General features: G+C 75.1%; 18 protein-coding genes. 8 read left to right on the plus strand and 10 right to left on the minus strand.

Annotated elements, in window-relative coordinates; translation table 11 throughout:
- Nucleotides 1–55 precede the first annotated feature (55 nt).
- The 4 genes from ACZ3J7_RS32115 to ACZ3J7_RS32130 are packed head-to-tail and all read right to left on the minus strand — an operon-like array spanning nucleotide 56 to nucleotide 3287.
- Complete coding sequence (locus ACZ3J7_RS32115; RefSeq protein ID WP_465626906.1) at nucleotides 56–424, minus strand: DUF742 domain-containing protein; 369 nt, start codon at nucleotides 422–424, stop codon at nucleotides 56–58.
- Nucleotides 421–840 carry a roadblock/LC7 domain-containing protein gene (locus ACZ3J7_RS32120; RefSeq protein ID WP_465626907.1) on the minus strand — a complete coding sequence of 140 codons (420 nt, stop codon included), beginning with the start codon at nucleotides 838–840 and terminating at the stop codon, nucleotides 421–423. The genes ACZ3J7_RS32115 and ACZ3J7_RS32120 overlap by 4 nt, the downstream gene beginning before the upstream one ends.
- Nucleotides 837–2237, minus strand: a complete 1401-nt coding sequence (locus tag ACZ3J7_RS32125; protein ID WP_465626908.1) for an ATP-binding protein — start codon at nucleotides 2235–2237, stop codon at nucleotides 837–839. Before ACZ3J7_RS32125 ends, ACZ3J7_RS32120 begins: the two co-directional genes overlap by 4 nt.
- Before the next feature lie 60 nt (nucleotides 2238–2297).
- Nucleotides 2298–3287: an MBL fold metallo-hydrolase gene (locus tag ACZ3J7_RS32130; RefSeq protein WP_465626909.1), complete on the minus strand. Its 990-nt coding sequence runs from the start codon at nucleotides 3285–3287 to the stop codon at nucleotides 2298–2300.
- Between the two features lie 122 nt (nucleotides 3288–3409).
- On the opposite strand from ACZ3J7_RS32130, the gene ACZ3J7_RS32135 reads away from it, so the two are divergent.
- A complete protein-coding gene (locus ACZ3J7_RS32135) occupies nucleotides 3410–3928 on the plus strand; it encodes a MarR family winged helix-turn-helix transcriptional regulator (protein ID WP_465626910.1) in 519 nt (172 codons plus the stop codon).
- 174 nt (nucleotides 3929–4102) lie between these two features.
- Here ACZ3J7_RS32135 and meaB read toward each other — a convergent pair whose 3' ends face one another.
- Together meaB and ACZ3J7_RS32145 are read right to left on the minus strand one after the other, a co-directional pair.
- Entirely contained in the window at nucleotides 4103–5056 is a 954-nt protein-coding gene (gene meaB, locus ACZ3J7_RS32140) for a methylmalonyl Co-A mutase-associated GTPase MeaB (RefSeq protein ID WP_465626911.1), read from the minus strand.
- Nucleotides 5057–5137: 81 nt separating this feature from the next.
- Nucleotides 5138–6328 carry an acetyl-CoA C-acetyltransferase gene (locus ACZ3J7_RS32145; protein ID WP_465626912.1) on the minus strand — a complete coding sequence of 397 codons (1191 nt, stop codon included), beginning with the start codon at nucleotides 6326–6328 and terminating at the stop codon, nucleotides 5138–5140.
- Nucleotides 6329–6583: 255 nt separating this feature from the next.
- Here ACZ3J7_RS32145 and mce point away from each other — a divergent pair, with 255 nt between their 5' ends.
- The 3 genes from mce to ACZ3J7_RS32160 all read left to right on the plus strand — a co-directional run bounded on the left by mce (nucleotide 6584) and on the right by ACZ3J7_RS32160 (nucleotide 12833).
- Complete coding sequence (gene mce, locus ACZ3J7_RS32150; protein ID WP_465626913.1) at nucleotides 6584–7018, plus strand: methylmalonyl-CoA epimerase; 435 nt, start codon at nucleotides 6584–6586, stop codon at nucleotides 7016–7018.
- A 340-nt stretch (nucleotides 7019–7358) separates the two neighbouring features.
- Complete coding sequence (locus ACZ3J7_RS32155; protein ID WP_465626914.1) at nucleotides 7359–11795, plus strand: hypothetical protein; 4437 nt, start codon at nucleotides 7359–7361, stop codon at nucleotides 11793–11795.
- A gap of 108 nt (nucleotides 11796–11903) precedes the next feature.
- Nucleotides 11904–12833, plus strand: a complete 930-nt coding sequence (locus ACZ3J7_RS32160) for a coiled-coil domain-containing protein (protein ID WP_014138112.1) — start codon at nucleotides 11904–11906, stop codon at nucleotides 12831–12833.
- An 89-nt stretch (nucleotides 12834–12922) separates the two neighbouring features.
- Here the strand turns inward: ACZ3J7_RS32160 and ACZ3J7_RS32165 are convergent, their stop codons facing one another.
- The gene (locus tag ACZ3J7_RS32165) at nucleotides 12923–13720 is read right to left on the minus strand and encodes an alpha/beta fold hydrolase (RefSeq protein WP_465626915.1); all 798 of its coding nucleotides are present in this window, start codon (nucleotides 13718–13720) and stop codon (nucleotides 12923–12925) included.
- Between the two features lie 96 nt (nucleotides 13721–13816).
- Here ACZ3J7_RS32165 and ACZ3J7_RS32170 point away from each other — a divergent pair, with 96 nt between their 5' ends.
- Nucleotides 13817–14803 carry an ABC transporter ATP-binding protein gene (locus ACZ3J7_RS32170; protein ID WP_465626916.1) on the plus strand — a complete coding sequence of 329 codons (987 nt, stop codon included), beginning with the start codon at nucleotides 13817–13819 and terminating at the stop codon, nucleotides 14801–14803.
- 1 nt (nucleotide 14804) lies between these two features.
- Nucleotides 14805–15572, plus strand: coding sequence for an ABC transporter permease (locus tag ACZ3J7_RS32175; RefSeq protein ID WP_465626917.1), 768 nt, complete (start codon nucleotides 14805–14807; stop codon nucleotides 15570–15572).
- Between the two features lie 15 nt (nucleotides 15573–15587).
- Here ACZ3J7_RS32175 and ACZ3J7_RS32180 read toward each other — a convergent pair whose 3' ends face one another.
- Nucleotides 15588–15902 carry an ATP/GTP-binding protein gene (locus tag ACZ3J7_RS32180; protein ID WP_465626918.1) on the minus strand — a complete coding sequence of 105 codons (315 nt, stop codon included), beginning with the start codon at nucleotides 15900–15902 and terminating at the stop codon, nucleotides 15588–15590.
- 63 nt (nucleotides 15903–15965) lie between these two features.
- Complete coding sequence (locus ACZ3J7_RS32185; protein WP_465626919.1) at nucleotides 15966–16340, minus strand: hypothetical protein; 375 nt, start codon at nucleotides 16338–16340, stop codon at nucleotides 15966–15968.
- A 421-nt stretch (nucleotides 16341–16761) separates the two neighbouring features.
- Here ACZ3J7_RS32185 and ACZ3J7_RS32190 point away from each other — a divergent pair, with 421 nt between their 5' ends.
- Nucleotides 16762–17871, plus strand: coding sequence for an LLM class flavin-dependent oxidoreductase (locus ACZ3J7_RS32190; RefSeq protein ID WP_465626952.1), 1110 nt, complete (start codon nucleotides 16762–16764; stop codon nucleotides 17869–17871).
- 175 nt (nucleotides 17872–18046) lie between these two features.
- On the opposite strand, the gene ACZ3J7_RS32195 is transcribed toward ACZ3J7_RS32190, so the two are convergent.
- Nucleotides 18047–18439 (minus strand): SCO5389 family protein, encoded by a 393-nt coding sequence (locus ACZ3J7_RS32195; protein WP_465626920.1) that lies wholly within the window; start codon nucleotides 18437–18439, stop codon nucleotides 18047–18049.
- Between the two features lie 601 nt (nucleotides 18440–19040).
- On the opposite strand from ACZ3J7_RS32195, the gene nucS reads away from it, so the two are divergent.
- The gene (gene nucS, locus ACZ3J7_RS32200) at nucleotides 19041–19700 is read left to right on the plus strand and encodes an endonuclease NucS (protein ID WP_465626921.1); all 660 of its coding nucleotides are present in this window, start codon (nucleotides 19041–19043) and stop codon (nucleotides 19698–19700) included.
- The last annotated feature ends 42 nt before the right edge of the window (nucleotides 19701–19742 follow it).

The raw sequence follows: 19742 nt of genomic DNA on the forward strand, positions 1-19742 counted from the left end.
GGGCGGCAGGTAGGCCGGGGCGCCGGCGGGGCCGTCGCCGGGCAGGACGGCGGTGCTACTTGAGGGCGCGAAGTCCACTGAGGAGCCTTTCGGCGAGGTCCCGGTTGACCGGCTGGGCGGAGGGGATCGGCGCGCGGACGGCCAGCGCGCCGCGCTCGGCCAGGTCGGCGGCGATGAAGGTGGTCGCGCTGACGGGCAGCCGGAGGTGGGCGGCGGCCTCGGCGAGGGTCAGCGCGCCGGGGCGGACCAGCTCCCATAACTGGCGGTGCTCGCCGCCGAGTCCGGCCGGGAGGTCGGCGGCGGCGTGCAGCACGCTGAGCCGGTCCAGGGTGTGGGTGCCGGCGGCGGCGGTGCGGCCGTGGGTGGCGAGGTAGGCCGGCACCAGCCGGCGGCGCGGGCCCTGCGGGCGGGGGGCGGCGGTCACGTGCGGCTCGCCTCCCGGGCCGGGCTGGCCAGCGCCCTCGCGAGTGCGGCGACCTGGACCTGCATCTGGTAGGCGATGGTGCCGAGGTCGGCGCCGGGGAGGGCGAAGACGGCCAGCGAGGAGTTCTCGCCGGCCGGGGTGACCACGGCGTAGCCGTGCTGGGACTCGACCACGGTCTGGGTGAGCGCGATCTTCTCCTCGCCGGTGAAGGCGGTGGTGAAGGCCCGGGCGGCGGCGTGCAGCGAGGCGGTCATCGCGGCGACCCGGTCGGCGCCGTCCCGGCCGAGGTCGGCGGAGTGGCCGGTGACCAGGCCGTCGCCGGTGGCGATGACGGCGTTCTGCACGCCGGGGAGGTCGAGCAGCGGGGTCAGGACCCAGGAGAGGTCCTCGGTGTGGCGGCGGAGCGGGGCGGTCACGGGTGTTCGACTCCTTCGGGTGCGGCGGGTCCTTCGGGGCGCGCGGTGCGGTCGGCGGCGCTGCGGCCGGCGGCGGTGCCGGACTGGAGCGCCGACCAGGCGCTGCGGGCCCGGTCGGGGGTGGTGGTGCCCGCCGGGGCGGGGAGGGGGGACGGCGCGTCCTGCTGCGGGACGCGGGGGGTGCGGCGCTTGCGGGTGGGCAGGGCGTCGCCGGCGTCGAAGACCGGCGCGCTCTGGGTGATCGGCCGGGGCGCGAGCGCGGAGAGCGGGGCGGCCGGGTCGGTCAGGGTGAGCAGGTCGGCGGGCAGGCGCAGGATGGCGCGGACGCCGCCGTACGGGGAGGGTTCGACCCGGCAGCCGAAGCCGAACTGGCGGCAGAGCAGGCCGATCACGGCGAAGCCGGCCTGCGGCGGGTCGCCGAGTTCGGTGAGCAGCACCTCGGCCTGGCCGTCGAGCAGGTCGCCGGCCCGTTCGAGCTGGTCGGGTTCCATGCCGACGCCCATGTCGTCAACCACCACGAGGGCGCCGGAGCTGCCCTGTTCGATGGAGACGACGACCCGGGTCTCGGGGTGGGAGTAGGCGGTGGCGTTGCCGAGGATCTCGGCGAGCGCGATGGCGACGGGTTCGGCGGCCCGGGCGGCCACCGCGAGCCGGGGCTCGCGCAGGTGGTTGGTGATCTCGACCCGGGCGTAGCCGGCCACCCGGGACTGCGCGCCGACGCAGAGTTCGGCGAGCGGGGAGTCCTCGCGGGTCATGCCGGGCCAGGCGCCGGAGAGGACGGCGAGGGACTGCACCCGGCGCAGGGTGAGTTCGTTGCGGAAGTCGAGGGCGAGCAGCCGGGGGTCGTCGACGGAGAGCTGGATCTCCTCCAGCAGCGAGCGGACCTGGATCAGCAGCGCCTGGATCTTGGAGGCGGAGCCGCGCAGCGCGGCCCGGGCGGCGGCGTCGGTGCGCTCGCGTTCGGCGAGCGCGGCGCGCAGCGCGGCGGCCAGGACGGCGTCCAGGGCGCGGTGCAGTTCCTCGTTGCCGCCGGTGGTGTCGAGCGGGCCGGGGACGGGCGTGCGGGGGTGGGTGAGGGCGGTGGCGGCGGCGGGCAGCCGCTCGTGCGCGAGGTGGGCGAACTCGCGGACCGCGGCGGCCAGCCGGGCCTCGGCGAGGGTGTGCCGGGCTTCGGCGGAGTGCGCCCGGGCTTCGGCGGCGCGGGCGCGCTCCTCGCCGGTGCGGGCGCGCTCCTCGGCGGCGCGGGCGCGGACCTCGGCGCCCTCGGCGCGGTGGTCGGCCTCGGTGGCGCGCCGGGCGTCGGCGCGGGCGGCCCGGGTGGCGCGCCGGGCGGACCACAGCAGGGGTCCGGCGGTCAGGGCGGCGCCGGCCAGCAGGGCGAGCACGATCTCGACCATGGGGTCCTCGGGGGGGAGTCGAAGCGGCGGGGGTCGTCGCGACGGGAAGGGGGACGGGGTTCAGCCCGCGCTGACGGCGGTGCGGGCGCGCTGCCGGGCGAGGTGGGCCATCCGGCCGACGACTTCCAGCATGGCGGGCGGCTCGGTGCCGTCGAGGTGCCGGAACTCGGTGCCGATGGTGACGAGCAGCCGCTCGGGGAGGCCGAGTTCGGGGTAGCGGTTCTCGTCGAGGACGGCGCGGGCGGCTTCGGCGGCGGTGGCGCCGGCGGCGTGCAGGGCGTGCGCGCGGTCGCGGACGTAGCGCAGGTAGCCGGCGTGGCCGCGCAGGTCGGCGCGGGTGAGCAGCGGGCCGTGGCCGGGGACGACGGTCTCGGCGCCGGTGTCGAGCAGCCGCTCGACGGCGTCGATGACGTTGTCGAGCGGGCCGGCCCAGTGCACGGGGTGGTCGCCGGGGTGGTCGGGGGTGGAGCCGAAGACGACGTCGCCGGTGAAGACGGTGGAGCGGGTGGGCAGGTGGACGATCAGGTCGCCGCTGGTGTGGGCCGGCGGGAGGCTGCTGACCTGCACCGGGATGTCGCCGACGCGCAGTTCGAGCTCGCCGGTGAAGACGGTGTCGGGGACGACCGGCGGGGTGTCGGCCCAGTTGAAGCAGCCGAAGTGCTCGTGCAGGTAGGCGCCGGTGTCCTCGCCCCGGTCGAGGCCCTCCAGCAGGGCCTGCTGCTGGGCGGGGGTGGGCTCGTAGGCGATGTGGTGCAGCGCCGCGCGGGTGGTGATCAGTTCGGCGTCGGGCAGCACGCCGGCGCCCCACATGTGGTCGCCGTTGGCGTGGGTGACGACGATCCGGCCCACCTCGGTGCCGGGGGCGAGGACGGCGCGGGTGCGGGCCAGGAACTCGCCGGCCAGGGTGCGGTCGTACGGGGTGTCGATCCAGAGGGCGGCGCCGTCCGCGGCGACCAGTCCGCAGTTGGCCCGGCCCCACCCGCGTTGCTGCGGCTGCCACGCGTATACACCGTCGGCTATCGAATGGAAGTTCGCGCTCCGCGTCGTCATGGGCGCGATTATGCCCAACGCTGCGTCACCGGTCGGCTCCGCCCCAGGAATTGGACGCGCCGGACCGGGGGTGGACGTGTGAATTCGTACAACATTGAACAACTTCGGCTATACTCGGTGGCATGGACAACCCTGCAACCGAAGCGCCGGCGGTCCCCCCGTCCCGGGACGGGGAGGCGGACACGCCCTGGCTCGACGCCCGCGAGCAGCGGTTCTGGCGCGCCCACCTGGAGGTCGGCAAGCTGCTCGACCACCAGCTGAGCCGGGAGCTGCAGACCCACAACCTCGCGATCAACGACTACGAGATCCTGGTCGTCCTCTCCGAGTCGCCCGAGCGCCGGATGCGGATGACCGACCTGGCCACCGCCACCCTGCAGTCCAAGAGCCGCCTCTCGCACCAGATCACCAGGATGGAGGCGGCCGGCCTGGTGCTGCGCCAGGAGTGCCCGGGCGACCGGCGCGGCCTGTACGCGCACCTGACCGAGCAGGGCTGGGAGACGCTGCGCAAGGTCGCCCCGGACCACGTCCGCAGCGTCCGCGAGCACTTCATCGACCGGCTCACCGACGAGCAGCTGGACGCGCTGTACGCGGCCCTGGCCCCGATCGCCGAGCACCTGCGCGGGCTCCGCGGCCGGGGCTAGGCCCTCTCGTTCGGATCTTGCCGGGCGCCCGACGCCGGGCATCCCGCCTGGAAGCACCGGCCCCACACCCAAGTACATCCAGTACGAGGGCGTCGGGCCGGCACTCCCAGCCGGGCGCCCAACGCCGCGCGCTGATCCGACAAGATCCGAAAGAGAGGGCCTAGGCCCCGGGGTTCACGCGGTCAGTTCGGCCACCAGCCGGTCCGCCGCCGCGTACGGGTCGAGTTCGCCCGCGGCGACCCGGCCGGCCAGCGCGTCCAGGTGCCGGTCGCCGCGCAGGTCGCCGATCCGGGCGCGCAGCGCGGCCAGCGTGATCGCCTCGACCTCCTGGGCGGCCCGGCGGCGGCGGCGGGCGGCGAGTTCGCCGGTCTCGGCCAGCCAGGCCCGGTGCTTCTCCAGCGCCTCGACGAGTTCGTCCAGGCCCTCGCCGCGGGCGGCGACGGTCTTGACGATCGGCGGCCGCCAGTCGCCGGCCTGCCGGGACTCGCCCAGGCCGAGCATGTGGTTGAGCTCCCGGGCGGTGGCGTCCGCGCCGTCCCGGTCGGCCTTGTTGACCACGAACACGTCGCCGATCTCCAGGATGCCCGCCTTGGCGGCCTGGATGCCGTCGCCCATGCCGGGGGCCAGCAGCACCACCGAGGTGTCGGCCTGCGCGGCGATCTCCACCTCGGACTGCCCGACGCCGACGGTCTCCACCAGGATCACGTCGCAGCCGGCCCCGTCCAGCACCCGCAGCGCCTGCGGGGCGGCCCAGGCCAGGCCGCCGAGGTGGCCCCGGGTGGCCATCGAGCGGATGAACACCTCGGGGTCGGTGGCGTGCTCCTGCATCCGCACCCGGTCGCCGAGCAGCGCGCCGCCGGAGAACGGCGAGGACGGGTCGACGGCCAGCACCCCGACCCGCCTGCCGAGCCTGCGGTAGGCGCTGACCAGCGCCGAGGTGGAGGTCGACTTGCCGACCCCGGGCGAGCCGGTCAGACCCACCGTGTAGGCCCGCCCGCTGTACGGGGCGAGCGCCGCCATCACCTCGCGCAGCTCGGGCGCGGCGTTCTCCACCAGGGTGATCAGCCGGGCCACCGCCCGGGGACGGCCCTGCCGGGCCTGTTCGACCAGCGTCGCCACATCGGCCATCGAAATCGCTCCTCGCAGCAGGAAGACGGACGCCCCGCAGGGCCGCGCGGGGCGGCCCTGCGGGGGTCGGGGGACGTTCGGTCAGCCCTGGGCGGGGACCTTGACGATCAGCGCGTCGCCCTGGCCGCCGCCGCCGCACAGCGCGGCCGCGCCGGTGCCGCCGCCCCGGCGCTGGAGCTCCAGCGCCAGGTGCAGCACCACGCGGGCGCCGGACATGCCGATCGGGTGGCCGAGCGCGATCGCGCCGCCGTTGACGTTGACGATCTCGTCGCTGACGCCCAGGTCCTTCGTCGACTGGTGGGCGACGGCGGCGAACGCCTCGTTGATCTCGATCAGGTCGAGGTCGCCGACCTCCAGGCCCTCCTTGCCGAGGGCGTGCCGGATCGCGCGGGACGGCTGCGACTGCAGCGAGTTGTCCGGGCCGGCCACGTTGCCGTGCGCGCCGATCTCGGCGAGCCAGCTCAGGCCGAGCTCCTCGGCCTTGGCCTTGCTCATCACCACGACGGCGGCGGCGCCGTCGGAGATCTGCGAGGAGGTGCCGGCCGTGATCGTGCCGTCCTTGGTGAAGGCGGGGCGCAGCCGGGCCAGGCCCTCGGCGGTGGTGTCGGCCCGGATGCCCTCGTCCTGGCTGAACAGCACCGGCTCGCCCTTGCGCTGCGGGATCGGCACCGGCACGATCTCGGCTTCGAACACGCCGTCGGCCTGGGCCTTGGCGGCGCGCTGGTGGGAGGCGGCGGCGATGGCGTCCTGCACCTCGCGGGTGATGCCGAGGCGGGTGTTGTGCTTCTCGGTCGACTCGCCCATCGGGATGTTCTCGTAGGCGTCGGTGAGGCCGTCGTGCGCCATCGCGTCGAGCATGCCGATCGCGCCGTACTTGAAGCCCTCGCGGGACTTCGGCAGCAGGTGCGGGGCGTTGGTCATCGACTCCTGGCCGCCGGCCACCACGACGTCGAACTCGCCGGCCCGGATCAGCTGGTCGGCCAGCGCGATCGCGTCCAGCCCGGAGAGGCAGACCTTGTTGATGCTCAGCGCCGGGACGCTCAGCGGGATGCCGGCCTTGACCGCGGCCTGCCGGGCCGGCATCTGGCCGGCGCCGGCCTGCAGCACCTGGCCCATGATCACGTACTGGACCTGCTCGCCGGTGATGCCGGCCCGCTCCAGCGCCGCCTTGATCGCGAAGCCGCCGAGTTCGGCTCCGGAGAAGTCCTTGAGCGAGCCCAGCAGCCGACCCATCGGGGTTCGGGCACCTGCGACGATCACAGAAGTAGTCATGGACGAGCCCCTTCGCGCGTCGGACCTGAGGGTGGGGAGATGCGGTCAATGTACTGATCGGTCACCTCTGCGTCACCGCCCGGCAGGTGTGATCAGCGCTACTGGCACCCTCCAGTGAACACCGTGCCGGAGGGGGGAAGGAAACGTGTGAGCAGACTCGCAGGGCGGCCCGCTGGCGTCCGACCGCGGGAATGCGCTGCACTGAGTGCCACCCACGCCCGCCCCGCCGTCCCATCCGTCCGGAGGACCGTCACCGTGCTGACCCGCATCGACCACATCGGCATCGCCTGCTTCGACCTGGACAAGACCGTCGAGTTCTACCGCGCCACGTACGGCTTCGAGGTGTTCCACAGCGAGGTGAACGAGGAGCAGGGCGTCCGCGAGGCCATGCTGAAGATCAACGACACCGGCGACGGCGGCGCCTCCTACCTGCAGCTGCTGGAGCCGACCCGGGAGGACTCGGCGGTCGGCAAGTGGCTGGCGAAGAACGGCGAGGGCGTGCACCACATCGCCTTCGGCACCGCGGACGTCGACGGCGACGCGGCCGCGATCGGGGCCAAGGGCGTGCGGGTGCTGTACCCGGAGCCGCGGCGCGGCTCGATGGGCTCCCGGATCACCTTCCTGCACCCCAAGGACTGCGGCGGCGTGCTGACCGAGCTGGTCACCAGCGCGGAGCCCGGCGAGCACTGACCCGTTCTGGTACGGAGCGGGTACGGGAGTCGACCGGCCGGTAACGAACCGGTCGGTAACTTCCGAAAAGCACCTCGCCCCCATTCCCCCCGTCGCGGCTCCCACTACAATGCCCAGGTGCGCTGGTACCACCGGTCCGCGCACCGCAGGGGAGTCCACGACGCGGGCACGGCCGGACGGTCGCCGTTCGGATCTGTCACCATTCTCCAGAGGCAACAGTTCGCTCAGGAGTCCACTCGGACGGTGGAGCGATTGCAAGGACCAACCGGTCCGACCGCGCGTCCGCGCGGCCGGGGCGGCCCGGTCGAGGACGCGACCAGGAGATGGATGGGACCGCGGAGTGCGGGGCTACGACCGCTACGAGGTTGAGGATCACCTCTCCAAGTTCGAGGCCGAGCTGGAGAAGGCCCGCAAGGAGCGGGACAAGACCATCGAGCACGCCGACGACCTCGCCTACCAGGTGGAGGTGCTCCGGGCCAAGCTGCACGAAGCCCGTCGGCAGCTCGCCCAGCCGCGTGCCTTCGACTCCGTCACCGGGCAGGCCGAGCAGGTCCTGCGCAACGCCGAGATGCAGGCCGAGGCGCTGCGCGCGGACGCCGAGCGCCAACTGCGCGAGTCCCAGGCCGCCACCCAGCGGATGATGGCCGAGGCCGCCGAGCGCACCGCGCAGCTGGAGGCCGAGTTCTCCGCCCGGCGCCGCCGGCTGGAGGAGGAGCTCGCCGAGTTCCGGGCCGCCGCCGAACGCCACGTCAACGAGAACGTCAACTGGGCGGAACAGACCCGCGCCGGCACCGAGCAGGAGGCCCAGCGCCTGCTCCAGGAGGCCCGCGCCGAGGCCGAGCGGATGATGGCCGCCGTCCGCGCCGAGGCCGCCGCCCTCGCCGACCAGGCCCGCGCCCAGACCGCCGCCGACGTCGACGCCGCCCGCGGCGAGGCCCAGGCCCAGGCCCAGGCCGCCCTGCTGCGCGCCCAGACCGACGCCGAGCGCCTGCTGCGCGCCGCCTCCGAGCAGGCCCAGCAGACCGGCGCCCAGGCCGAGGAGCAGCGCGCCGCCACCCTCACCGCCGCCCAGCAGCAGCTCGCCGACGCGCACTCCGCCGCCGAGCGGAAGCTGGCCGTCGCCGAAGCCGAGATCACCGCCCTCAAGCGGCAGGCCCTCGCCGACCAGGAGCGCGCCGAGGCCGCCCTGGCCGGCGCCCACGCCGAGATAGAGCGGCTGCGTGCCGAGGCACTGGCCGAGACCGAGCGGGCCCGCGCCGAGGCCGCCCGGATGCGCGAGGAGGCCACCGCCGCCGCCCAGCGCCTGCAGGCCGAGGCCACCAGCGAGGCCGAGCGCAAGGTCGCCGACGGCGCCGCCGCCAGCGAGCAGCGCTCCGCCACCGCCCGCGCCGAGATCGCCAAGATGGTGGCCGCCGCCACCCGCGAGGCCGAGCTGATCCGCTCCGCCGCCGCCACCGCCCAGGCCGAGGCGGACGCCGCCAAGGCCGCCGCCCGCGAGGAGAGCGAGCGCCTGCGCGGCGCGGCCGAGTCGGTCGCCACCGAGCTGCGCGCCGAGGCCGAGGCGGAGATCGCCGCACTGCGGGCCGCCGCCGAGGGCGAGACCGCCGCGCTGCGCGAGAACGCCGCCGCCGAGGCCGAGCGGCTGCGCGCCGAGGCCGAGGAGGCCGGCCGCGCCGAGGCCGCCAAGGACGCCGCGCTGCGGCTGGCCCGCGCCGCCAAGCAGGCCGAGGAGGTGCTCGCCCGGGCGGGCGCCGACGCCGAGGCCACCCGGGGCGAGGCCGCCGCCGAGGCCGAGCGGCTGGTCGAGCACGCCAAGTCCGAGGCCGGCACGCTGCTGGAGCAGGCCCGCGAGGCCGTCGAGCAGGCGCAGAACGCCGCCATGGAGGACGCCGCCTCGATCCGCGAGCAGCTGGAGCGGATGCAGGCCGAGGCCGCCCAGGCCCGCGAGCAGGCCGAGGAGCAGCGCTCCGCCGCCGAGGCCGAGGCCGAGCGGGTCCGGGCCGAGGCCCGCCGGCAGGCCGCGGTGCAGATCGAGGAGTCCGCGAAGCAGGCCGAGGAACTGCTGACCAGCGCCAAGTCCGACGCGGACGCGCTGCGCTCCGGCGCCGGCGAGGAGGTCGAGCGGCTGCGCGCCGAGGCCCGCGAGCAGGCCGCCGCCGTCCAGGGCCGGGCCGAGCAGACCCTGGCCCGGGCCCGCGCCGAGGGCGAGAAGATCACCGGCGCCGCCGAGCAGGCCCGCACCGAGCTGCTCGCCGCCGCCGAGGCCACCGCCGAGGAGACCCGGGCCGCCGCCGAACGGCAGGCCGCCGAACTGCGCGAGCAGGCCGCCGCCGCGGCCGCCACCGTCCGGGCCGAGGCCGACGCCGCCGCCGAGGCACTGCGTGCCGACACCGCCCAGTGGGCCGAGCGGCACCGCGCCGAGGCCGAGGAGGCCGGGCGGACCGTCCGCGCCGACGCGGAGGAGGCCGCCCGCGCGGTCGCCCAGCGGGCCGAGTCCGCCGCCGAGGCGCTGCGCGAGGAGGCCGCCGCCGCCCGCGAGGCCGCCCGCGCCGACCTGGAGCGCGACCAGGCCCGCACCGCCGAGCAGTTGGCCGAGGCCGCCGCGATCCGGGCCGCCGCCGACGGCGAGGCCGAGCAGGTCCGCGAGGCCGCGGCCACCGAGGCCGCCAAGCTCCGCGAGAGCGCCGCCGCTGAGGCCGCTCGGCTGCGCGAGAGCGCCGAGGGCGACGCGGCGCGCGCCCGTGCCGAGGCCGAGCAGGACGCGGCGCGGCTGCGCGCCGAGGCCGAGCAGGCCCTGGCCACCGCCCGCACGGACGCCGAGGCGCTGGGCGTCGCGTCCGCCGCCGACCGGGCCGAGGCGGCCCGGCTGCGCGAGGACGCCGAGGCGTACGACCGCGAACTGCGCGCCACCGCCGAGCGGGAGACCGCCGAGCTGCGGGCCGTCGCCGAGCGGGAGACGACCGAACTGCGGGCCACCGCCGAGCGCGAGACGACCGAGCTGCGCGAGAGCGCCGACGCGTACGACCGCGAACTGCGCGCCACCGCCGAGCGGGAGACCGCCGAGCTGCGGGCCGTCGCCGAACGGGAGACGACCGAACTGCGGGCCACCGCCGAGCGCGAGACGACCGAACTGCGCGAGAGCGCCGACGCGTACGACCGCGAACTGCGCGCCACCGCCGAGCGGGAGACCGCCGAGCTGCGGGAGCGGGCCGAGGCGGCGGCCGAGCAGCTGCGGGCGAACGGCGAGGCGCGGGCCGCCGAGCTGGTCGCCGCGGCCGAGGAGGAGGCCGCCGAGGTCCGCCAGTCGGTGGCGGGCCTGCACGAGAAGGCCACCGGCCAGATCGCCGAGCTGCGCGCGGCCGCCGAGCGGGAGACCGCGGAGCTGCGCGAGCGGGCCGAGGCGTACGACCGCGAGCTGCGTGAGCGAGCGGACCGGGAGACGGCCGAACTGCGGGCGTCGGTGGCCGAGTTCGCGCAGCAGCAGCAGGCCGAGGCGGAGGCCGCGGCGCAGCGCGTGCTGGCCGAGGCGGACGAGTTGGCGGCGGCCGCGCTGGCCGAGGCGGAGGAGCGGGCGGCGGCGCTGCGCGCGGACGCCGAGGAGTACGCGCTGGCGACCCGGACGCTGGCGGAGGAGTTCGACGCGGACATCCGCGGCCGGGCCGAGTCCTTCGACCGGGAGACCCGGGAGGCCGCCGAGTCGTACGACAAGGCGACCCGCGAGCAGGCCAAGTCGGTGCTGGAGAAGGCGTTCGCGGACGCCGAGCAGCTCGGCGAGCAGGCCCAGGCGGAGGCGCTGGCGGTGGCCGCGGCCGCCGAGGAGCAGTCCGACGCGATGGTGTCGGCGGCCCGCCAGGAGGCGGAGCGGCTGCGCGCCGAGGCCGAGGCGCGGGGCACCGCCGAGGTGGAGCGGGCCCGTTCGGACGCGGACGCGCTGCTCTCCGAGGCCCGCCGGGACTCCACGGCGATCCGCGAGCGGGCCGAGGAGCTGCGCGAGCGCACCGACGCCGAGATCGAGGCGCTGCACGAGCGGGCCCGCAAGGAGAACGCGCAGGCGATGAAGTCGGCCGGCGAGCGGGTGGACGCGCTGGTGACGGCGGCCCAGGAGCAGCTGACCGAGGCCGAGGAGCAGGCGCAGGCGCAGGTCGCGGAGGCCGAGGAGCGGGCGGCGGAGCTGATCGCGGCGGCCGAGTCGCGGGCGTCCGAGCTGACCTCCGAGGCGTCCGCCGAGGCGGGCCGGGTGCGGATCTCCGCGGTGCGCAAGGCGGAGACGCTGCTCAAGGAGGCCGAGAACAAGCTGGCGGACTCCACCACCCGCGCGGAGGCGCTGATCATCAAGGCGGAGGCGAAGCTCAAGGCCGCCGAGATGGAGTCGGAGGAGAAGCTGGAGGCGGCGGCCGACGAGGCCGCGTCGCGTCTCAAGCGCGCCGACGAGGAGGCCGAGAAGCGGGTCCGCCGGGCCGGTTCGGACGCCGAGGAGCAGCTGCGGCTGGCCGCCGAGGAGGCGGAGCGGCTGCTGGCCGAGGCGCGGTCCGAGGCCAAGCGCGTGACCGACGAGGGCCAGCGGGAGTTGGACGAACTGGTCCGTCGGCGCAAGGACATCAACACCGAGATCTCTCGGGTCCAGGACGTGCTGTCGGCGTTGGAGGCGTTCGAGGCGCCCGCTTCGCCGGCCCACAGCAACGGGGGAAGCAAGAAGGACGGAGGGCCCAAGGCAGGCGCCGGAGTGGGCTCTCCGCGGTCGGGAGGCAATCGCTCCGGGGGCGCGCCACCCGATTGAGCGGACATTGTCCGCGAACCAACGGTGTTTCGCCGTTGACACTCCGGTACCGTGTCAGGATTCCCTCAACCATCTCAGCGGTTTGACGACAGGAAGCCCAGAAATCCCATGAGCGACAGTCACTCCCCGCACGGCTTCGACCTGGTACGCCGTGGGTACGAGCGCGCCCAGGTCGACGAGCGGATCGCCAAGCTGGTGGCCGACCGAGACAGCGCGCTCTCCCGGATCAGCGCGCTGGAGAAGCGCATCGAGGAACTCCACCTGGAGACCCAGACGGCTCAGGCCGCGGTCACCGAGGCGGAGCCCTCGTACGCCGGTCTCGGTGCCCGCGTCGAGAAGATCCTCCGCCTCGCCGAGGAGGAGGCCAAGGACCTGCGCGACGAGGCGCACCGCGCCGCCGAGCAGCACCGCGAGCTGGCCGAGGCCGCCGCGCAGCAGGTCCGCACCGAGGCCGAGAACTACGCCAAGGACCGCAAGGCCAAGGCCGAGGACGAGGGTCTGCGGATCGTCGACAAGGCCAAGTCGGACGCGGCCCAGCTGCGCGCCGAGGCCAACAAGGACGCGCAGAACAAGCGCGAGGAGGCGGACGCCCTCTTCGAGGAGACCCGCACCAAGGCCGCGCAGGCCGCCCTGGAGTTCGAGACCAACCTGGCCAAGCGCCGGGAGCAGTCCGAGCGCGACCTGGCGGCCCGTCAGGCCAAGGCCGAGAAGCGCCTGGCCGAGATCGAGCACCGCGCCGAGCAGCTCCGCCTGGAGGCGGAGAAGCTGCGCACCGACGCGGAGCGCCGTTCCCGCCAGACCATCGAGACCGCGCAGCGGCAGGCCGAGGACATCGTGGCCGACGCCAACGCGAAGGCCGACCGGGTCCGCAGCGAGTCGGAGCGCGAGCTGGCGGCGCTCACCAACCGCCGCGACTCGATCAACGCGCAGCTGACCAACGTCCGCGAGATGCTGGCCACGCTGACCGGTGCGGCGGTCGCCGCGGCCTCGCTGCCGACCGACGACTCGCTCGGCGTGCCGGCGCAGCAGTCCCGCTGATGCCCTGACGCCTTGTCCCCTTGTCGGGACGGACCGCTGAAGCAGCCCGAAGGGGCCCGGAGCGCACGCTCCGGGCCCCTTCGGCCGTCCTAGCGCTGCTTGACGCGCTTGAGCAGGGCCCGGACGGCGGCGTTGAAGGTCTCGGGGGCTTCCAGCGAGGAGAGGTGGCCGACGGCCGGGATGACGGTCAGTTCGGCGTCGGAGAGCGCCTCCGCCATCATCCGGGCCTCGCTGAGCGGGGTGACGGTGTCGAGTTCGCCGACGATGACGGCGGCGGGCACGTCGAGGGCGGCCAGTTCGTCCAGCGAGTCGGGGCGGGCGGCCATCGCGCGCTGCGCCCACGCGACCGCGGCCGGGTCCGCTTCGGCGATCATCTTCCGTACCGCGTCGGTGAGTTCGGGGTCGGTGCCGGGGGCGAGCAGGTTCTCCGCCATCCGTTCCTCCAGCAGCAGGTCGACGTTGCCGCGCTCCAGGACGGTGGCGGCGACGCGTTCCCGGTTGGCGCGGGCGGCGTCGGTGTCGGTGGTGGCCTTGGTGTCGGCGAGGACGAGTCCGGCCAGCCGTTCGGGGTGGCGGCGGGCGAAGGCCATCGCCACGTAGCCGCCCATCGAGAGGCCGCCCAGGACGGCCTGTTCGAGGCCGAGGCGGTCGAGCAGGTCGGCGAGGTCGTCGGCGGCGGTGTCCAGCGACGGGGGCCGGTCGCCGAGCGGGGCGGTGCCGAAGCCGCGCTGGTCCGGCGCGACGACCCGGGCGCCGTCCCCGGCCGGGCCGGGCACCCGCTCCAGTTGGACCTCCCACATCCGCGCGGGGAGCGGGAAGGCGTGCAGCAGGACGAGCGGGGTGCCGGTGCCGTTCTCGCGGACGGTCGGCGCGCTGGGCGAGGTCATGGTTCCACCGTAGGGCCCGGCGGGCACGCCCCGGACGCAGGTTGTCCGATTCATCCGCTTTTTGCCATAACCTGGCCGCAGACCTAGGAGAGGCACATGATCGAGTTGCATCACCTGACGAAGCGTTATGGTGACAAGTTGGCCGTGGACGATCTCAGCTTCCGGATCCCGGAGGGCGTGGTGACCGGCTTCCTCGGGCCGAACGGCGCCGGCAAGTCCACCACGATGCGGATGATCCTCGACCTGGACCACCCGACCGGCGGCGAGGTCACCATCGGCGGCCGGCACTACGCCGAGATCCAGGACCCGCTGCGCCAGATCGGCGCCCTGCTGGAGGCCAAGGCCGTCCACCCCGGCCGCACCGCCTACGACCACCTGCTCTGGCTGGCCCAGTCCAACCGGGTGCCGCGGGCCCGGGTCGACGAGGTGCTCGACCTGGTCGGCCTGACCTCGGTGGCGGGGAAGCGCGCCCGCGGCTTCTCGCTCGGCATGGGCCAGCGCCTGGGCATCGCCTCGGCCCTGCTGGCCGACCCGCAGACCCTGATGTTCGACGAGCCGGTGAACGGCCTCGACCCCGAGGGCATCCTGTGGATCCGCAACCTGATGAAGGGGCTGGCCGCCGAGGGCCGCACCGTCTTCGTCTCCTCGCACCTGATGAGCGAGATGGCGCTGACCGCCGACCACCTGGTGGTGATCGGCCGCGGCCGGCTGCTCGCCGACCTGCCGATGGCCGAGTTCATCAAGCGCAACTCCCGCTCCAGCGTCCGCCTGCGCACCCCGCACCAGGAGCAGCTGCTGAACGCCCTGCACGGCGCCGGCCTGCGCGCCGAGGCGGGGCCGGACGGCTCCTGGGAGGTCGTCGACGGCGACCCGGTGGTGCTCGGCGACCTGGCCGCCGCGCACGGCGTCACCCTGCACGAGCTGAGCCCGCAGCAGGCGTCGCTGGAGGAGGCGTTCATGCAGATGACGGCGGGCGCGGTGGAGTACCACATGGGGGCCGGCTCGGTCGGCGCCGCCGCCCCGGAGCCGCCGCCCGCCTGGGGCGCCGGCTGGAACGACCGCGCGCCCGGGAAGGAGGGCTGAGATGGCCGCGTTCCCCGCCGTCGCGCGGTCCGAGTGGACCAAGATCCGCAGCGTCCGCTCCACCGTCTGGTCACTGGCCTCGGTGTTCCTGATCACCGTCGCGCTGGGCCTGGTGATCAGCCTGATCGCCCGGAACAACGTCTCCGACTTCACCGAGGGCGGCAGGCCGTTCGACGCCACCGCCATCTCGTTCATCGGCGTCGGCTTCGGCCGGCTCGCCATCGTGGTGTTCGGCGTGCTGGCCGTCGGCAACGAGTACAGCAGCGGCATGATCCGGGTCTCGCTGGCGGCCGTCCCGCAGCGCGGCACGCTGCTGGCCGCCAAGACCGCCGTGCTGGGCGGGCTGGCCCTGGCGGCCTCGCTGGTGACGGTGTTCGTCGCCTTCTTCGTCGGCCAGGCCGCGCTCGGCGGCTCGCTCTCCACCTCGCTGGGCTCGGAGAACGTGCTGCGGGCGGTGTTCGGCACCGCGGCCTACCTGACCCTGCTGTGCCTGCTCTCGGCCGGCGTCACCGTGATGGTGCGGCACCAGATCCTGGCGCTGGCGATCCTGGTGCCGTTCATCCTGCTGATCTCGCCGCTGCTGTCGCTCGTCCCGGTGGTGAAGAACGTCGTCCACTACTTCCCGGACCAGGCCGGCTCGGCCATCACCCAGGTCCTCCCGACCGACGACCTGCCGTACGGGCCGTGGACCGGCCTGCTGATCTGCGCGGCCTGGACGGCGGCGGCGCTGATCGGCGGCTACCTGGTGCTGAAGGGGCGCGACGCCTGACCCGTCCCCGTCCGGTCAGTACTTCGGAGCGCCGCGGCCCCGCAGGACGTTGGAGCCGCGGCGCTCCCGCGCTCCCCAGCACGCCCGGTGCCAGTGCCGCCGGTCCTCGACGCCGCCGCCGTGGTCGGGCCAGGCCACCACGTGGCCGACGCCGGGCGGGATCTCCTGGTCGCAGCCGGGGCAGCGGTAGTACCGCCCGGCGGTGCCGGCCACGGTCTGCACCACCCAGTCCTCGCCCTGGTACTCCTCGGTCCGCCGCAGCGAACTCCCCGTCGGCGCACCGCCGCCCCGTTCCTCGGACCTCTCGAAGCGGTTGCGGCGCGGTGACACGTGACTCCCCTTTTCCCGGCGCGGTCTGACTCCCAGGGTACGGGCCGCGCCGGGGGCCGCGGGTCAGGTCCGCGGCATCAGCAGGGCCACGTAGCCGACCTGGATCGCCGTGAAGACTATGAAGAACAGCTCACCGCCCCCTATCGCGAGCAGCGCGACCGGCCCGAGCGACAGCATCGCCAGCACCGGACGGAACGGGTCGCTCCGCCGGTACGGCAGCCCCAGCGCCAGCAGCAGCAGGAACGGGCCGCCGACGCACGCGAAGAGCACCGCCCCCAGCCAGAGCGGCATCGCGGGGTCCTCCGCCAGCGCGTCCGTCCCGCCCCCGAGCAGGGCGAACCCCAGTTCGTAGACCAGCCACGCGACCCAGAACACCAGCACGTAGCGGCCCGCCGCCCGCAGGTACCAGCGCAAGGCGTTGCGCCATCCCGGCTCCATCGTCCTCCCCCTCCGGCCGGACCCCCCGGCGGAATGGATGGTATCCGAACCACCGTTGCGGCGCCAGGGCCCCGACCCCTCCCCCGTCCGTCCTGTCCCGGGAGCCCCCGGCCGCCCCGCCGACCCCGTCCGCCCCATTAGCACGGGACCCGGAACGGCCGCCACCGGTTCGGCGGTAATCCACCCTTTCCTCGGGAAAATCGCGGATTCCGCGTGCCATTGGCACATGACATGGGTTACTCACGTGGTGACACGGCGGGGCCCGCGGCCCCTGCGCGGCACCGATGGAGGCAGGCCCCCGATGACGAAGACCACCGCCCGGCCCGAGACCCGTTCCGCCGCCCCGCGGACGGCGGCCACCGGGCTGGTGCCGGCCGAACGGCCGACCCCCGAGCAGCAGCCGGGCGCCGGGACGGACGCGATCCGGGTCGGCGCCTTCCTGCTGTCCGCGCAGTTCCCGGGCCAGGACCACGCCGAGGCGCTGGACCGGACCGTCTCGGCCGCGCTGGCCGCCGAACGGGCCGGCCTGGACGCGGTGTGGCTGGCCGAGCACCACTTCGTACCGTACGGGGTCTGCCCGGACGCGGCGACGCTGGCCGGGCTGCTGCTGGGCCGCACCCGGCGGATCGGGGTGGGCACGGCGGTGAGCGTGCTGAGCACCCGTCACCCGGTGGCGCTGGGCGAGCAGGCCGCGCTGCTGCACCTGACCTCGGGCGGCCGGTTCACCCTGGGCGTGGGGCGCGGCGGCCCGTGGATCGACCTGGCGGTGTTCGGCGGCGGCCTGGAGGCGTACGAGCAGGGCTTCCCGGAGCGGCTCGACCTGCTGCTGCGCTGGCTGCGCGGCTCCCGGGTGGGCGCGGCCGGACCGCAGTTCGCCTTCCCGGAGGTGGCGGTGGTGCCGCGGGCGGCCGGTCCCGGCCGGCGGGCGGAGCTGGCGGGCTGGCTGGGCCTGGAGGGCGCGGTGATCCCCCGGCAGCGCCAGGACGAGGCGGCGCCGGCCCGCTCGGGCCCGCCGGTGGTGGTGGCCTGCACCTCGCCCGGCGGGGTCCGGACCGCCGCCGAGCGGGGCCTGCCGATGCTGCTGGGCATGCACTCGGGCGACGAGGACAAGCGGGCGATGCTGGCCGCCTACCGGGCGGCCTGGCGGGCGGCGGGGCGCGGCGAGGAGCAGCTGGCCCGGGTGGAGCGGGAGCACGTGGCGGCGGGCGTGGCGCAGGTGGACGACCGGGTGGGGGCGGCCCGGGCCGGCCTGCTCCGCTCGATGCCGGACTTCTTCGCGCACGGGCTCGGCGCGCATCGCACGGTGGACGGCCGGGAGCGCACGATGCGCGACCCCCGGGCGTACACCGAGCTGCTCTGCGACCTGCACCCGGTGGGCACGCCCCGGCAGTGCGCGGACCGGCTGCTGGCGACGGCGGAGCGCACCGGCATCCGGCGCTTCGCGCTGCTCGCGGAGGGCTCGGGGGACACGGCGGCGACCCTGCACAACCTGGACCGGCTGGGCGCGGAGGTGCTGCCGCAGCTGTCCTGAGGACGGCGGGGCGGCAGGACGGGGGGCGGCAGGACGGCGGGGCGGCCGCGGCAGGGCGGTGCCGGCGTGCGGCCGCGGGCCGTCCCGGTGGTCCGGGGCGGCCCGCGTTCGGCGGGCGCACGCGGGGCGCTGACGCGGGTTCAGGCCGTGCGCGGCACCGGTGGCCGACGCCCGGTCAGCAGTCGCGCAGCTCGGGCGACTGGTTGAGCAGCTGGCCCCGGATCGAGGTGAAGCGGGCGTGCCGATCCTCGGTCTCCGGGCCGGGGGCGAAGACCGCGACGCGGTGGCAGTTCTGGAAGGCCAGCCGGACGCCGAAGTGCCGCTGCAGGGCGCCCCGGATCGCGTCGCTGGCCAGCGCGCGGAGCAGTTGGCCGCGCTCCTTCTCGCTCGGCGGGGGGACGTCGTTGTCGGCGAAGTCGGTTCCGTCGACCTTGAGTTGGGCGACCAGCGAGCTGATCATGTCCCAGGCGTAGGGCAGCGAGGTGCGGACACAGTCGACGAACTCCCGCTCGTCGACCTCGCCTCGTTCGGCCTTCTCCAGCAGGGCCGGTGAGACGTCGAGCGACATGGGTTCTCCTCTCGCGGTCCGCTCCGGCGGGGTCGCCGGGGCGGCGGTGCTGGGGGGTGGTGCGGTGAGGGTGGTGCCGTGAGGGTGGTGCTCGTGAGGGTGGCGCGGTGGGTGCTGGCTGGGTGGGTGCCGGGGATGCCGGGAGTGCCGGGACCGGCGTGGACGGGTGTGCGGTGGACCGCGCGCGGTGTTCGAGTGCTGACGGGGCGACGGACGGGTGGACGCCGCGTGTCTGGTCTCTGGCCGGAGGGTCAGACCAGCGTGGCAGGCCCCCCCTCGCCGGGGCTGGGGATTCGGTGGATTGCCGCCCGGAACGCCCCTCCCGGGGCCAGATTGGCCGGAATCCGCCGTGTCCCAACCCTGCGCGCCGAACTGGTCCCCCTCACCACGCGTGTCCGCGCGGTCACCATGGTTCGCCGCCTCCGCCCGGTTCACACCCGTCGTGCGGGCACTCGCTTCAAACGGCTCCCGGCACCACCCCGACCGGACCGGCTGTCTCGGGTTCGCGCCCGCTCGGCCCCACCGGGAGCGGGCCGTCCGACCGCCCCCGCGGAATCGAACACGGACCGGGGCACTCCCGGCGGGCCTTAGGCTTGTCCCCATGCGTCTTGTCATCGCCAAGTGCACCGTGGACTACGCGGGCCGCCTCGCTGCACATCTGCCCTCCGCCGTGCGCCTGGTGATCGTGAAGGCCGACGGGAGCGTCAGCATCCACGCCGACGACCGGGCCTACAAGCCGCTCAACTGGATGTCGCCGCCGTGCTCCCTGAGGGAGGCCGACGGCGTGTGGACGGTCACCAACAAGGCCGGCGAGAAGCTGATCATCACGCTGGAGGACGTCCACCACGACTCCTCGCACGAGTTGGGCGTCGACCCGGGCCTGATCAAGGACGGCGTGGAGGCCCACCTGCAGGAACTGCTCGCCGACCGGATGGAGGTGCTGGGCTCCGGCTGGCAGCTGATCCGCCGCGAGTACCCGACCCCGATCGGCCCGGTCGACATCCTCTGCCGGGACTCCGACGGCGCGACCGTCGCCGTGGAGATCAAGCGGCGCGGCGAGATCGACGGCGTCGAACAGCTCACCCGCTACCTCGACCTCCTCAACCGGGACCCGCTGCTCGCCCCCGTGAAGGGCGTCTTCGCCGCCCAGGAGATCAAGCCGCAGGCCCGGGTGCTGGCCACCGACCGCGGCATCGGCTGCGTCGTCCTGGACTACGACGAGCTGCGCGGCATCGACGACGACAAGCTGAAGCTCTTCTAGCGCCCGCCGGGGAGGCCCCCGCGCGGGGGCCGTCGGGGCGGG

The organism is Kitasatospora sp. NPDC015121, assembly GCF_055562955.1.